The organism is Legionella tunisiensis, assembly GCF_000308315.1.
Classification (GTDB): Bacteria; Pseudomonadota; Gammaproteobacteria; order Legionellales; family Legionellaceae; genus Tatlockia; species Tatlockia tunisiensis.
Genome location: NZ_CALJ01000089.1, coordinates 26,132 through 39,534 on the forward strand (window position 1 = coordinate 26,132; position 13,403 = coordinate 39,534).

Sequence of the window (13,403 nt, forward strand, 5' to 3'; positions counted from 1 at the left end):
AAAATGACGAATGATATTAAGATCTATACCGGAGTATTGGACGAATTGTCGTGAAAAAATGCGAAGAGAGTAAAGGTTATAACGAAACCTATAATAATACCTACTGGGCGCTTCTTACTACCAGCGAATGAGCCGGCAAGAATAATAGGCAAAATAGGCAGAATACAAGGTGAAATAATTAAAGCAAAACCTTCAAAAAAGCCTAATATAATGTCCAGAAAATCAAGTTGCATAGGGGAGCCTTAGCGACATTAGTTAATTGAAATTGCTTCTCGATAGCTAGCCTGCTTATGCTGCCTTAGACATGCTAGAACAAAGTATAGTGAAGTCCGTATCATAAAATACTCCATGTTGCTGCGATAATGTTTCTATTGTGCATGAGATAGAAACGAGTAGCAATTAGGTCATTGCTTTGTCCTTAGAGATTAATTGATTGATTTCATGATGCTGGCCCAGATTTTTTGGTGGCGTATCAGATTTGTTAAAGTCATTCTTTCATCATGCTGAACAAAGAGATAGATCTTCGATTTTGATACGGAACATTTCTGGGGAGCTGTTGCTATGCTCGAGGTGACGTGAAAATGTGCTTTATAAGTGTCTTTAATTGCGTTTTATTTCCGCCAATAAACCTGATTGTATCCAACTTTTTAACAATGAAGCAGCTCGCATACCTACTTCCTGTTCTTCCATCCATTCACAGAGTCCCGCACATAACTCACCAAAACTCACTCCCTGGATTAGGGCATCCAGAGCCCAGGCCTCATCCTCGGTTAAAGAGTAAAACCGAATTGTATAACCATGGCGCCAAACAACCCATGGCAGTTGTTTGTTATTAATTACCAGGTCTTCTTCAACGAAGGACTGTTCATTTGCCAGAGCTTGCCAGAGAGTCACAATATTCCAGAAAAAATTGAGGCGGTGTAAAGATGGATGCGTAATAAATTGCATGGTAGGCCAAGATTCTGCCGGTATGGCAGCCATGTCTTCAATGCTGACTACCTTAGCCTCCGCGGCATCAAAAGCTAAAGTCATATGCCATTCAAATTGAGCGAGTTCAGCTAGGTAAAGATAATTATGATTTTTGTCGCCTGCTAAATAGTCAGCAAATTTATCACCAAACCAACGAATTGAACGATAAGAGGAGGGATAATTATTAATATAGTTCTCACCTATTTTCTGAAAGGTATTTTCTCCCAGATGGCGCTTAAGAATGGGATAATTAGCGGCCAAAGCCTCAAGAAGCCGGAGACGATACGCATCTCCGTAAATAGCCAAACGTTTCGCTGCAGGCACTTTATCACTGGTGACAATCGCTGTTTGAATAGTGCTTGGGTTCTTGAGTAAGTAATTTTGCAAGCTATCTTGTAATTCATGTAAATTAGTCATATTGCTAACTCTTTGATGGATAGGTTGCCTACAATTTTTCGAGCTTGATTTAATTCAGCCAATAAATCCGATAAGGGAGGAATATTATCATCCCGTTCTATCATTGTTGAAACCATTCCCAAATGTTCGATGGTCTCAGCATATAAATCCCAAACAGCTTGAACTATGGGGGCATCATGAGTATCAATAATGTAATCGCCATGGTCAGAATGGCCAGCAAGGTGAATCTGGGCTACGCGTTTGGGTGGTATGCCATGAATGTAATCAAGGGCATTAAAATTGTGATTTACCGAACTGACATAGATATTATTGACATCACATAAAATATAGCAATCGGCACGATTAGAAATTTCTGTAATGAATTCCCATTCAGTGATTTCTGATTGGAGGAACGTAAGATAGCTTGAAACATTCTCAATAAGAATTTGTCGGCCTAAATAATCTTGTATTTCAATAATACGAGAAGCAATATGCTTAATGGCTTCCTCTGTATAAGGAAGAGGTAATAAATCATGCATGTTTAGCCCATGAATACCTGTCCAGCACAGATGATCGGAAATCCAAACAGGTTCAATACGCTCGGCCAGTAATTTTACTTCTTTGAGATAAGTTTTATCGAGAGGATCTGTGCTACCAAGGGATAGTGACACCCCGTGCATCACAAGAGGGTAGTCCTGGCGAATTTTATCCAAATAATACAGTGGCTTACCGCCGGGAACCAAATAATTCTCAGTGATGATCTCAAGCCAATCCAGAGATGGTTTTTGTTCTAGTATTTCCTCATAATGGTCAGGACGTAACCCTAAACCAAACCCGAGGTAAGGTAATTTTTGCAGCTCTTTAGGAATAGACATTATAACGACTTATTGGTAAAAACCAGGTATGCAAGAGCATACCTGGTTAATAACTAATTATTGTTGAGTTGTTGTGCCAGCATCTGTTGTGCCGCCAGCTTTTTGGCAAGCATCCTGCGTCATCATAGTAATACCTTGGCCTTTACAAGCGTTTTGACCTTTGCAAGAGTTGTTAGCAGTTTTGCAAGCGCTTTGACCTTTACAAGCATTAACGCCTTTGCACTGAACCATAGGAGCATCAGAAGCAGATGATGCAAATACAGGAGCTACAGAGAAAATAGCTGCTGCGCCGAATGCTAATGCGGTACCAGTTACTTTGTTCATAAAAATTCCTTTTTAATCAATGGAGAAACAATTATTAATAAGCTATTAAGCTGTAACTTAATAGTCCACTTTCAGCACTCAATAGTGTAGATAGTAAAAATTAATACTGTCAAGTAAATCAGGCGATTTTAAATAGATACTTGCTGAAGTACAGAGGATTATATTGCGAAGTGCAGTAAATAAAATTTAATTATTTAACAATAGCCAAATCTGACCAACAGGTTGTGTAAGCGGGTGATCTTAATTCCGATTTCATAGCCCATGCTTTCGAATAGCCTTCCGCAGCCAATTTAATAGAGTGGCGACCGTATTTGTGATGAATCGCCTCAAGTACCGTCATAATTTGTTCTGTTTTTTCAAACTTCTTGTTCGGTTGGTGAAAAATATCCAGTTGCAGATGCTCTTTACTAACGAGTTCTTCTAAGCAAATCCCTACTTTTTATATTGAAACCCCGCTTTGTAAATTTGCCGCAATCCTTCTTTGCCGTAATGAGTAATTAAGCGCAAATCATCTGTCGGAATCTCCAGTTTGATCGTGATAGATTGATGATATTGGGCTAAATCCGCACGAAAACGGTTTGTTTTCACAAAGACGGATAGCGATTGCACTAACAAATGCTGCCGGCGTAATTTCGCAGAAGCATTGGCGCAATGACTACTGATTGCTTGAGCAAGAGGTTCGAAGTCAGTTTGCATGCTTCCAAAGGAGCGTGAAGAAAGAATAGAGTGCCTGGATTCAGCTTCTTCAAGGCTTAAACAAGACACTCCTTGTAACTCCATTGCTGTGCGCATCAGGATGACATTATATTGTTTTCTGAGTAAATGAGCATTCATACTGGCTAAATCATGGGCAGTATGAATACCTTGTTGTATTAGTTTTTCTGCCATTGCCGCCCAATTCCCCAAACTTCCCCAACATTAACTCGCTTAAGCCAATCTGGATGTCTGTTGATATTAAAAACTGCAATTTTGAGTTCTGTCTTACAAATATGATTGGCTATTTTTGCCAACGTCTTTGTACTACCAATACCTATAGAAGTAGGAATCCCTGTGAATTGTAAAATACGTTTTTGAAGGGTGATACAGAAGCTATCATGGAGAGAAGACGGCATGGTACTTAAATCTAAAAATGCTTCATCAATAGAGTAAACTTCCATATCTTGCCAAAACTCTTCGATAACAGACATGACTCGCTGTGAAAGATCTCTATAGAGAGGATAGTTTGAGGAAAAAACATGAACTTTATGCTGCTTACAAAATCCTTTGACCTTAAAGTAAGGCTCTCCCATTTTAATTCCTAACGCCTTGGCTTCATTCGAACGCGAAATAATTGCCCCATCGTTATTAGAGAGAATAACAATGGGTTTATTATGCAAGTCGGGCCTGAATAGACGCTCACAGGAGGCATAAAAATTATTACAGTCAATCAGAGCATACATATCAACCTGCTGGATGTATAATGTGAGTCACTACGCCCCATATGACAAGCTCTTGCTCGTTAGTGATATCGATTGCTTGATAGTTATCATTTTCAGGTAGCAATTGTACTCGATTAGCCAGACATGACAGCCGTTTTACTGTTAACTCACCGTCGATAGCAGCAATAACGATTTTGCCGTGAGTTGCCTCTAAACTTTTATCAACGATCAATAAATCGCCGGATTGAATACCCGCATTCTGCATCGAGTCCCCTGAAGCGATGACAAAAAAAGTTGCCGCCGGATGTTTAATCAAATGGCTATTTAAATCGAGAAAAGAGTCAACGTGGTCATCTGCAGGTGAGGGAAATCCTGCGCGCACAGTGCTTGAATAAAGAGGTAGGGCGCAGCTTGTATGGGCATTTTCAAGAAATTGCTTCACTTCATTTAACCGTGAAAGAGGGATACGCATAGCCTGTGTGGATTCCCCCCAACTATTGGAACCTTTTGGTCGTCCAGCCCCTGCCCGCTTACCGCCATGTGACATGGTTATTTTTCTCATATTGATTAATGTGCATTAATCAAATGATAGATTTAAAATCTCGGTCTGTAAATGAGCAAAGAGATAATTGCCCGGCAATCTCGCTAAAATTTTTTCATGTCTAATTTATACATACATTTTAAATTTATTAAATAATACAATGTTTAGAAGATGAATAGCCCCTAGGTGCGTAGGGGGCTATGCTTAATCTTTATAGGCTGCCAATGCTGCTTGGACCTGTGGGCGTTGTGAAATTGTTTGATACCATTGCATTAAATGGGGGAATTGTTTGCCATCAATGGTTGCTTCATAGAAATGCTCATAGCAATATAGCCAGGGCCAAATAGCCATATCAGCGATAGTATAGTCTGTACCACTAATGTAAGCATGTTGTACTAATTCTTTGTCCATGACTGCCATTAATCGTAAAACCTCATCAGCATAACGTTTTTTAGCATAAGGTACCTGTTTTGGAGCATAACGGTGAAAATGACCATACTGACCAAACATAGGACCTATATGCCCTACCTGAAAATAACACCATTTGAGCACATTAAGTCGATGTTTAAGATCTTTAGGTAAAAATTGTTGATGTTTATCTGCCAAATACTCAAGAATGGCGACACTCTCAAATAAATAAAAATCGTTTTCTGGGTCGTAGATAACTGGGATCTTATTATTAGGAGAGATTTTTAGAAATTCAGGTTTGAACTGCTCACCTTCTCTAATATTAACTCGCTTGATTTCATAGGGGGCTTTTAACTCCTCAAGCATAATAGTCGGTTTTATTCCATTAGGAGTTCCTAATGAATACAGTATGTACATGGTTCTATCCTTAGTTGATGTATTAAGTCAAAATTTTTGTCTCTCTTAAGTATAAATCCAGGCTAAAAGAATTAACGATATTTATTTTTATTTTGGATAGAATCAGACCTTTTTCCAAATTTGCCTCCCCAGTAGAGTTTGGAAAGAGATCAAACGGCATGGGGTTGAATCCAGCCCATCTTAAAAGCCAGCAATAGAAATAAGAATAGAAGTAATGATAAAGCAATGCGCCAAGTTAGCGCTTTGACAGTTCGTTTTGTTTTGCCCTCATCACGTACTAAAAAACAAGGCCGCTGCCTAAAGAGATTAAAATAACCAACATGACAATAAGGATGATAGCTTTGGTGAACATTTGTTATACTCCGCAATGGATTGGTCTTTATTAGAGGTTATTTATATTTCTACTATCTTGGCGCTTATGGCTTGATTTTCTGCGCTGCGCTGCTCAAAAATCAAGCCATAACCACTCAATCTAGCGAAATGTAAACAGCCCTAAACCTTCCATATTTTAATTGGGTTCTTAAGAAGAAATAAAAGATGGTCAGTTTAACTTGTTTTAATCGCCGTTTCACGCCTGATTGGCGAATGACAATTTTAGCTTTGCTGGCGATAGTGCTTTTTGTCCGTCTTGGATTTTGGCAAGTGGCGCGCGCAGAGGAGAAAAAACGAATGCTGGCCGCAGAGACTGCGCTTGCCAGTCAAAGTCCTATTCTCTGGCAAACAGAGATGCTAAAGCCGCAGCAATATCAACCAATACGCGTAAAAGGTCATTATCTTCCGGATATTCTATTGCTCGATAATCAACATTATCAGCATCAGTTCGGTTATAATGTGCTGACTTTGTTCAAACTTGACTCTGGTCGCCTTGTCTTAATCGATCGAGGCTGGATTAAAGGGAATATTACACGGCGAACTTTTCCACAGATAGTCATTCCGACAGGCCCCATGCATTTGACAGGTCGTGTATATTACCCAGCTGGAAAGAATTGGATCTTAGGTCCTTCTGTAGAAAAAAAGGCAAAACGACCATTATCGAACAACTAGACACGAAATTAATAGGTCGATTTTTGCATAAATCAGTCTATCCGTTTATCATTCGCCTCGACAAGTCAGAAGCTGATAGTTATGTGCGAGAATGGGCTGTGGTAGCAATGCCTCCTGAACGACATTATGCCTATGCCTTGCAATGGTTTGCTATTGCCTTTGTTATTTTAATTTTATTTATTGCCTTAAATTTGAAGAAAACCAATGAAGATGACTAAGCGTAATTATATGGTTTTGCTACTGCTGGCGCTGATATTTATGGCTCCAGGCATAACTGCCTATTTATATTATAGGCATCCGCAATGGCTAGGCACTGCAACAACTAATAAAGGTGAATTGTTACAATCACTGATTCTTGTACCTGCAATGACTAGTAATAATAAATGGCGCCTCTTATTGTGGAGTCCTGATGATTGTAGCATCACTTGTCTTAATCAATTGGATAAACTTGCACGTATTCGCCTGGCTTTAGGACGGCGTTTGTATGAGGTAGAACAGTGGTTGATTCTTGAAGACAATAGCAAAGCACTACCAAAATCTTTAGAGGCTTCTTTAAAGGAACAAGACATTCATCTCTTGCGTCTGTCTCATGAGCAACGTCAATCTTTGGCAATTTTGAAACCTGAAGCACAGGTGTTTATAGCAAATCCTAATAATTATTTGGTTTTATCGTATGCACCAGCTGCTAATTCTCAGGATATATTCCATGATCTTAAACAGTTATTAAGTACAGCAGAAAAGAGTGGTTAAACGCATGCAATTGACAGCAGTACGTTATGCAACAACAATCGCAGTGATTCTGGCTTTGTTCGTTGTTATGTTGGGGGCTTATACACGCTTGACCGATGCCGGTTTGGGTTGTCCAGATTGGCCTGGTTGTTATGGTCATATGGTCCTTCCCAGTGCACAAAAAGCGTTAAAGTCAGCGCAGAATCAATACCCTTATAGTCCTATTGAAACACGCAAAGCTTGGACTGAAATGGCACATCGCTATGCCGCAGGGACTCTCGGGTTACTCATTCTCTTTATTGCGGTGAATATTCTTTGGCGCCGCCTGCAGGGTATGCGCTTACCTTGGCAATTACCGTTAACCCTAGTGCTTTTAGTTGTATTTCAAGCAGCCTTAGGGATGTGGACGGTTACACTAAAACTGCTCCCAGTCGTTGTGATGGGGCATCTATTAGGTGGGATACTCATTTTTTCCTGTTTAAGTCGTTTTCGCTTGCAATTAAGTTCAGTTACTCTCACTCCGTTACCGCAATGGAGATTCTGGATAGGGTTAGCGGTGGTGATAGTATTTTGTCAAATTGCTTTGGGTGGCTGGGTGAGCTCGAATTATGCCGGGATTTCTTGTATTGGTTTCCCTCAGTGCAACGGACAGTGGTGGCCTGTATTGCATTTTTCACAGGGATTTAATTTGTTTGCACCTGTAGGAGCAAATTATCAAGGTGGTGTTTTAGACAGCGAGGTTAGAACAACTATCCAATATGTTCACCGTTTGGGAGCTGTCTTGACTGTTGTGTATGTTTTGAGCTTGTCCTTATTATTGTTATTTAAAACCAATAACAAGTCTTTGTATCGTATTTCTCTACTAGCTATTTTTCTGGTGATTACGCAATTTACTCTTGGTGTTATGAATGTTATTTACTTACTTCCATTATGGGTTGCTGTTGCCCATAATGGTGTGGCAGCTATGTTGATGGCGACGGTATTGATGATGCTTTATCTTATTAGACCTTTTTCAAACTCAATTGTAGTGGGAAAGGGGACTATTCAAAGGAGACTTGGTGATGAGCATTAAAACAGAACCTCGTCTAAATGTTGATTGGCGAGATTACTTAGAGCTATGCAAACCCAGAGTGGTTGCACTCATGTTGCTTACTGTCGTTGTTGGTATGTATTTAGCTGCCCCTGGTTGGATAGCATTACCAATCTTATTAGCTTCTCTGATTGGCATAGGGTTTTGTGCAGGGAGTGCGGCGGCTATTAATCATCTTGTAGATAAACGCATCGACGCTATCATGATCCGTACTCGAAAAAGGCCGATTGCTCAAGGTAAGGTTTCGGTGAAGCAAGCCTTGTATTTTGCGCTGATACTAGGTGTTTTGGGCTTAAGTACACTCATTTTGTTTGTCAATACATTGACTGCTGTTCTCACGTTTGTAACTTTAATAGGTTATGCGGGAATATACACTGGCTATTTGAAGCGCGCGACACCACAAAATATTGTGATTGGCGGGTTAGCTGGTGCTGCGCCTCCGTTGTTGGGCTGGACCGCTGTCACAAATCATTTAGATCCGCAAGCACTGCTTTTGGTACTCATTATTTTTACGTGGACTCCACCTCATTTTTGGGCTTTGGCTATTTATCGTTTTGAAGAATATAAACATGCGGAAATTCCTATGTTACCCGTGACGCATGGTATTCCATTTACCAAGTTGAATGTACTTTTGTATACTATTCTCCTGTTGGTAGTAAGTGTTTTGCCCTTTGTCGTAGGGATGAGTGGTTCCCTATATCTTATTGGTGCTATTTTATTAGGCCTGCGTTTTTTACATTGGGCAATTATGCTGTATCGTGATGAACAACCAGTTATTGCCATGCGTACTTTTCGGTTTTCTATTGTTTATTTAATGATGTTATTTGTATTTTTATTGATTGATCATTATGTCTGAGGAGATAAAATGCCTGCCAAAAATCATATTGCTTTGACAGTGGCTGTTTTGTTTGCCTTCGTCGCACTAATTACCGGAGTATTTGTCTCGCAACATATGCATGCGAGAAAGAAAATTGATATCGAGCAATTTAATGGAACTTTACTGCAGAAACCGCGTGAAATTAATCAATTTGATTTAACAGGGATTGATAACAAATCGTTTAATAATGCAAGTTTGCAGGGCCAGTGGACTATGATTTTTTGGTTTTACTAACTGTGGGTATGTATGTCCCACTACTATGGCAGAATTGGCTAAAATGTATCGCTTGCTTGAAGAGCAAAAATAAAGCCCTTACCTAAGATTGTGATGGTGTCTGTTGATCCTGAAAGAGATGATCTGGATAAACTTAGACATTATGTTAAAGCGTTTCATCCTCATTTTTATGGTGCCAGAGGCGATAATGAGATGATAAAAAAGATGACGCGCGAAATGGGTATCGCTTATGCGAAAGTCGCGAATCCCAATGCTAAGGATGCTCACGATTATAATATAGAACATAGTGGAGCTGTGATGGTGTTTAATCCACAAGGTGGTTTAAGTGCATTTTTCACGACGCCGCACAAGGCTGATTTTTTGGTTCAAGACTATCAATTGTTAGTTTCTTAGAATGCTTGCGAAGGCACGCTAATAGTCTGTAGTTTGTATTCATATATTCCTGCTAGATTAGCCTGGGGAGTTTTATCCAGGCTATGCTCCCGTTACTAGCGTTATACCAATTAATTTCCTGCGAGGATTGTCCGCCGTTTCAAAAATAAAATAGAACTTCTTTCGAAACTCTACTGCAGTGGAGTTTCGAAAGAAGTTTAATGCAAGGCTTTAATTATGAGCTAGGCTTTGCTTATACCAACATAAAATTAAAAAATAACCAAGGAAATCTTTATTCATGAAAATCGCGATATTGGCTACAAATCCCCAATTATACTCACACCAACGCTTAAAAGAGGCTGGGGAAGAAGCCAATCATGAGGTTAGTATCATCAATCCACTTAATTGCTACATGAATGTAGCTGCATCCAATCCTAACGTCCATTACCGCGGTGGTGTACCTTTGCCACAATTTGATGCAGTTATTCCTCGTATCGGTGCTTCAATTACTTTTTATGGAACAGCCTTGTTAAGGCACATGGAAACCATGGGGATGTACACCCTGAATGAATCAATAGCCATATCACGTTCGCGGGATAAATTTCGTTCCTTACAGCTTTTGGCACGTAAAGGGATTCCTATGCCATTGACCAGTTTTGCACAATCACCTGATGACACAGAAGATTTAATTCGCATGGTTGGTGGTGCGCCATTAGTCATTAAGTTATTAGAGGGAACTCAAGGAAAAGGGGTGATTTTGGCGGAAAGCCATCAATCAGCAGTGAGTATTATCAATGCGTTTAAGGAAATGTCTGCCAATATTTTGGTGCAAGAGTTTATTGAAGAATCACGCGGTACTGACATTCGTTGTTTTGTGATTGGGGATAAAGTAGTGGCCGCCATCAAACGACAAGCTAAAGATGGTGATTTTCGTGCCAATGTACACCAAGGCGGCAAAGCAGTTAAAGTCAAATTAGACCCTCAAGAACGAGCCATCGCGATTGCTGCTGCGAAAGCAATGGGCTTAAAAGTGGCTGGGGTTGATTTGATTCGCTCTAAACATGGTCCTTTGGTATTGGAGATTAATTCCTCTCCAGGGCTTGAAGGAATAGAAAAAGCGACACATGTGAATATTGCTGCTAAAATTATTCAATATATTGAAAAAACGCCAAACATAAGGGCATTAACCGACGGTTCCAAGGATGACTACGAGACAGCCAATTGTCATTGCCAATGAGTCCATCAAAGCGGGGCAATCCCACTGTGTCAAACTATCTTTGTCTATGCTATATACTTCAACCCCCATTGAGGTTCCGGTTTATGTTTTTCATGGTAAGAAAGAAGGCCCTATTCTTTTTGTAACAGCAGCAATTCATGGTGATGAGATTAATGGGGTTGAAATTATTCGCAGGCTTCATCATTCCCCGCTTCTTAAGCGCATACGAGGTACTTTGCTAACAATTCCTGTGGTTAACGTTTATGGTTTTATCCTTCACTCGCGTTATTTGCCGGATCGGCGGGATTTGAATCGCCAATTTCCTGGACGTGAACAAGGCTCGATGGCTTCCAAACTTGCTAATTTGCTGATGACAGAAATAGTTGAGCACTCGACACATGGTATTGATTTACATACTGGTGCGATTCATCGCAGTAATTATCCACAAACAAGATATAGTCATCAGTGTGCACAATCTGCCGCTTTGGCCGAAGCGTTCGCTGCACCAGTAATGGTACCTTCCAACATGCGCGATGGTTCTCTACGCCATGCTACAGATAATTTAGATATTCCGATGATTATTTATGAAGCGGGTGAAGCGTTACGTTTTGATGAATTTTCTATTAAGTTAGGGGTACGAGGGATCTTAAAAGTAATGACTTATCTGGAGATGTTGTCTCCTTCTCAAAGAAGGCCACTAGTCAGAACACAGCCTGAAGTCGCTGTTGCAAAATCAACCTTTTGGGTTAGGGCGGCGGAAAGTGGTATGGTCATAGAAAGCAAATCGCTTGGTACAAAAATCCATAAAGATGAATTACTCTGTTTGATCGTGGATCCTTTGGGCAACAGTGAAGTAAAAATTTGTTCTCCCTGTGATGGTTTGGTGATTGGCAAAACCAATATTCCTTTAGTGAATGAAGGTGATGCATTGTTTCATTTAGCCTTATTTGAAGATTGGGATAGTTTACAGCTTTTTGCTGATAATGAAGAAAGCTGGAATGAATTGTAATCTTGGCAGTAGACCATAAAGAGTAAAGAAGATTTAGGCGCGCGTTTTTTCTGACGGTGATCACTTTTTCCTATCAGCCAGTCAGGATCAACTTCCAATTCTTGGGCAATCAGGTTAAGTATGGCGGGATCTGGGAGAGTAATACCATCTAAAAAGGCCTCTGCCTTAAATTTTGGTATTTTGACAAGTTTGGCAAATACTTCAATTCGCTCATCTGTCCGAGGTGGTACTCCGATACCGTCGAGTTCTTTGTTAAGACGCTCGGCAAATTGTCTATGCATGCTCACCTCAGTTAGAAATTCTTTCGTATGTATGTTCTATAGCATAAAAAATGTTTTGCAATTTTGTGAGAGGATTCTTGTTTATTAATCACTAATTTTAGCTTTTATCTTTTGTTAAATAAGGGAATGTTTAGTTATTATTATTGTCAGAAGAGGTGATGAGATTAACAAGTGCTGTAATCCACAGCTCACTTTCGTTCACACAAGGAATAAGCGTTAATTTTTTACCGCCAAGTTGTTGCCATTGCTGTTGTGCGCGTATGCCGATTTCCTCCAGCGTTTCAAGACAGTCAGCAACAAAAGAGGGGCAAGAAACTGCGAGACGTTTAATTCCTTTCATAGCCAGTTCAGGTAATATTTCGTCAATATAGGGTTTTATCCAGGGTGTTTTTCCCAATCTGGATTGAAAGGCGATACCATATTTTTCCTCAGATAAATTCAGGGCTTTCACTATGGAACGAGTTGTTGCATAGCATTGTGCCTTGTAACAAGCTTGGTTATTTTCATCAATGGGCGGGCAACTTTGCGCACAAATTTTGTTACAACCCGTATTTAAAAGATGGCGCTCTGGTACTCCATGGTAACTAAATAAGACATAATCGTGATCAGCAACATGTGGTTGAATCAACATTGCTTGCGCGTTAATGAAGCCCGGGTAATCATGAAAATCACGAATGATTGTAAGTGTAGGTAAAACAGGTTGTGGAGCTAATAAATGCAAGACTTTCTCAATAGATGAACCAGTTGCTGCCGAGGAATATTGTGGATATAAAGGCAGTATGGTCAACCGTGTACAATGACGTACCTCTTCTAAAGCGCTTGTTAAAGAGGGGTTGCCATAACGCATTCCAAAACTCACTTGCCAACTACTTCCAAGTGCCGTTTGTAATTTGGTTTGTAAATGCCGGCTGTGAATTAGCAGGGGTGAGCCATCTTTGCTCCATATGGCTTGATAAGCGCGTGCTGATTTTTTGGGCGAAAGGGCAAAAGGATACCATAGAGCAATAGGTACCTTAACGGCGCAGGCAAGTCAATAACTCGTTTATCGGCTAGGAATTCACGTAGATATTTCCGAACAGCAATAGTATCGGGTGCCTCTGGTGTACCTAGGTTGATCAGTAACAAACCATTCTTCATTTTACATATGCACTGAGAAAACTTACATAATACAATATAAGTACTGTCGCAGCAGCAAAAGCTGCC

At 40.1% G+C, this 13,403-nt stretch carries 13 protein-coding genes and 5 pseudogenes; 8 read left to right on the forward strand and 10 right to left on the reverse strand.

Annotation, left to right across the window (positions count from 1 at the left end; all coding sequences use genetic code 11):
* Nucleotides 1–23: 23 nt before the first annotated feature.
* The 8 genes and pseudogenes from BN58_RS33230 to BN58_RS22850 all read right to left on the reverse strand — a co-directional run bounded on the left by BN58_RS33230 (nucleotide 24) and on the right by BN58_RS22850 (nucleotide 5,716).
* Nucleotides 24–233 (reverse strand): hypothetical protein, encoded by a 210-nt coding sequence (locus BN58_RS33230; protein ID WP_019216181.1) that lies wholly within the window; start codon nucleotides 231–233, stop codon nucleotides 24–26.
* A gap of 367 nt (nucleotides 234–600) precedes the next feature.
* The gene (locus tag BN58_RS06765; RefSeq protein WP_019216182.1) at nucleotides 601–1,386 is read right to left on the reverse strand and encodes an HvfC/BufC N-terminal domain-containing protein; all 786 of its coding nucleotides are present in this window, start codon (nucleotides 1,384–1,386) and stop codon (nucleotides 601–603) included.
* Complete coding sequence (gene bufB, locus BN58_RS06770; RefSeq protein WP_019216183.1) at nucleotides 1,383–2,240, reverse strand: MNIO family bufferin maturase; 858 nt, start codon at nucleotides 2,238–2,240, stop codon at nucleotides 1,383–1,385. The genes BN58_RS06765 and bufB overlap by 4 nt, the downstream gene beginning before the upstream one ends.
* A 57-nt stretch (nucleotides 2,241–2,297) precedes the next feature.
* Nucleotides 2,298–2,564 (reverse strand): BufA2 family periplasmic bufferin-type metallophore, encoded by a 267-nt coding sequence (gene bufA2, locus BN58_RS06775; protein ID WP_019216184.1) that lies wholly within the window; start codon nucleotides 2,562–2,564, stop codon nucleotides 2,298–2,300.
* 190 nt (nucleotides 2,565–2,754) lie between these two features.
* Nucleotides 2,755–4,003, reverse strand: a pseudogene (locus tag BN58_RS22845) (Y-family DNA polymerase).
* A gap of 1 nt (nucleotide 4,004) precedes the next feature.
* Nucleotides 4,005–4,529, reverse strand: a complete 525-nt coding sequence (locus tag BN58_RS06785; RefSeq protein ID WP_019216185.1) for a LexA family protein — start codon at nucleotides 4,527–4,529, stop codon at nucleotides 4,005–4,007.
* 198 nt (nucleotides 4,530–4,727) lie between these two features.
* Nucleotides 4,728–5,348 carry a glutathione S-transferase N-terminal domain-containing protein gene (locus BN58_RS06790; protein WP_026069320.1) on the reverse strand — a complete coding sequence of 207 codons (621 nt, stop codon included), beginning with the start codon at nucleotides 5,346–5,348 and terminating at the stop codon, nucleotides 4,728–4,730.
* Between the two features lie 149 nt (nucleotides 5,349–5,497).
* Nucleotides 5,498–5,716 (reverse strand): DUF2909 domain-containing protein, encoded by a 219-nt coding sequence (locus tag BN58_RS22850; protein WP_232220410.1) that lies wholly within the window; start codon nucleotides 5,714–5,716, stop codon nucleotides 5,498–5,500.
* A gap of 169 nt (nucleotides 5,717–5,885) precedes the next feature.
* Between BN58_RS22850 and BN58_RS22855 the strand changes: the two genes are divergently transcribed.
* The 8 genes and pseudogenes from BN58_RS22855 to BN58_RS06830 all read left to right on the forward strand — a co-directional run bounded on the left by BN58_RS22855 (nucleotide 5,886) and on the right by BN58_RS06830 (nucleotide 11,919).
* Complete coding sequence (locus BN58_RS22855; RefSeq protein WP_019216187.1) at nucleotides 5,886–6,392, forward strand: SURF1 family protein; 507 nt, start codon at nucleotides 5,886–5,888, stop codon at nucleotides 6,390–6,392.
* Between the two features lie 23 nt (nucleotides 6,393–6,415).
* Nucleotides 6,416–6,610, forward strand: a complete 195-nt coding sequence (locus BN58_RS36870; RefSeq protein ID WP_019216188.1) for an SURF1 family cytochrome oxidase biogenesis protein — start codon at nucleotides 6,416–6,418, stop codon at nucleotides 6,608–6,610.
* Between the two features lie 40 nt (nucleotides 6,611–6,650).
* Complete coding sequence (locus BN58_RS06800) at nucleotides 6,651–7,142, forward strand: hypothetical protein (RefSeq protein WP_232220411.1); 492 nt, start codon at nucleotides 6,651–6,653, stop codon at nucleotides 7,140–7,142.
* Between the two features lie 4 nt (nucleotides 7,143–7,146).
* On the forward strand, nucleotides 7,147–8,193 hold the full coding sequence (locus BN58_RS22860) for a COX15/CtaA family protein (protein WP_040916228.1): 1,047 nt from the start codon (nucleotides 7,147–7,149) through the stop codon (nucleotides 8,191–8,193).
* Nucleotides 8,183–9,067 (forward strand): heme o synthase, encoded by an 885-nt coding sequence (cyoE, locus tag BN58_RS06810; protein WP_019216191.1) that lies wholly within the window; start codon nucleotides 8,183–8,185, stop codon nucleotides 9,065–9,067. The genes BN58_RS22860 and cyoE overlap by 11 nt, the downstream gene beginning before the upstream one ends.
* A gap of 9 nt (nucleotides 9,068–9,076) precedes the next feature.
* Nucleotides 9,077–9,715, forward strand: a pseudogene (locus BN58_RS22865) (SCO family protein).
* A gap of 277 nt (nucleotides 9,716–9,992) precedes the next feature.
* Nucleotides 9,993–10,900 (forward strand): annotated as a pseudogene (gene rimK / locus BN58_RS22870) (30S ribosomal protein S6--L-glutamate ligase).
* On the forward strand, nucleotides 10,897–11,919 hold the full coding sequence (locus BN58_RS06830; RefSeq protein WP_040916226.1) for a succinylglutamate desuccinylase/aspartoacylase family protein: 1,023 nt from the start codon (nucleotides 10,897–10,899) through the stop codon (nucleotides 11,917–11,919). The pseudogene rimK and the gene BN58_RS06830 overlap by 4 nt, the downstream one beginning before the upstream one ends.
* Nucleotides 11,920–11,972: 53 nt before the next feature.
* Here the strand turns inward: BN58_RS06830 and BN58_RS29635 are convergent.
* Together BN58_RS29635 and hemH are read right to left on the reverse strand one after the other, a co-directional pair.
* Nucleotides 11,973–12,200 (reverse strand): annotated as a pseudogene (locus tag BN58_RS29635) (hypothetical protein); the annotation flags it as partial.
* 130 nt (nucleotides 12,201–12,330) lie between these two features.
* Nucleotides 12,331–13,337, reverse strand: a pseudogene (gene hemH, locus BN58_RS22875) (ferrochelatase).
* Nucleotides 13,338–13,403 lie beyond the last annotated feature (66 nt).

What these genes read in the sequence shown, in the direction of transcription:
- BN58_RS22860 (WP_040916228.1), top strand. Translation starts at nt 7,147, where the DNA reads ATGCAATTGACAGCAGTACGTTATGCAACAACAATCGCAGTGATTCTG.
- BN58_RS22855 (WP_019216187.1), top strand. Translation starts at nt 5,886, where the DNA reads ATGGTCAGTTTAACTTGTTTTAATCGCCGTTTCACGCCTGATTGGCGA.
- BN58_RS33230 (WP_019216181.1), bottom strand. Translation starts at nt 233, where the DNA reads ATGCAACTTGATTTTCTGGACATTATATTAGGCTTTTTTGAAGGTTTT.
- BN58_RS06790 (WP_026069320.1), bottom strand. Translation starts at nt 5,348, where the DNA reads ATGTACATACTGTATTCATTAGGAACTCCTAATGGAATAAAACCGACT.
- bufA2 (WP_019216184.1), bottom strand. Translation starts at nt 2,564, where the DNA reads ATGAACAAAGTAACTGGTACCGCATTAGCATTCGGCGCAGCAGCTATT.
- bufB (WP_019216183.1), bottom strand. Translation starts at nt 2,240, where the DNA reads ATGTCTATTCCTAAAGAGCTGCAAAAATTACCTTACCTCGGGTTTGGT.
- cyoE (WP_019216191.1), top strand. Translation starts at nt 8,183, where the DNA reads ATGAGCATTAAAACAGAACCTCGTCTAAATGTTGATTGGCGAGATTAC.
- BN58_RS06830 (WP_040916226.1), top strand. Translation starts at nt 10,897, where the DNA reads ATGACTACGAGACAGCCAATTGTCATTGCCAATGAGTCCATCAAAGCG.
- BN58_RS06765 (WP_019216182.1), bottom strand. Translation starts at nt 1,386, where the DNA reads ATGACTAATTTACATGAATTACAAGATAGCTTGCAAAATTACTTACTC.
- BN58_RS06785 (WP_019216185.1), bottom strand. Translation starts at nt 4,529, where the DNA reads ATGTCACATGGCGGTAAGCGGGCAGGGGCTGGACGACCAAAAGGTTCC.
- BN58_RS06800 (WP_232220411.1), top strand. Translation starts at nt 6,651, where the DNA reads ATGGCTCCAGGCATAACTGCCTATTTATATTATAGGCATCCGCAATGG.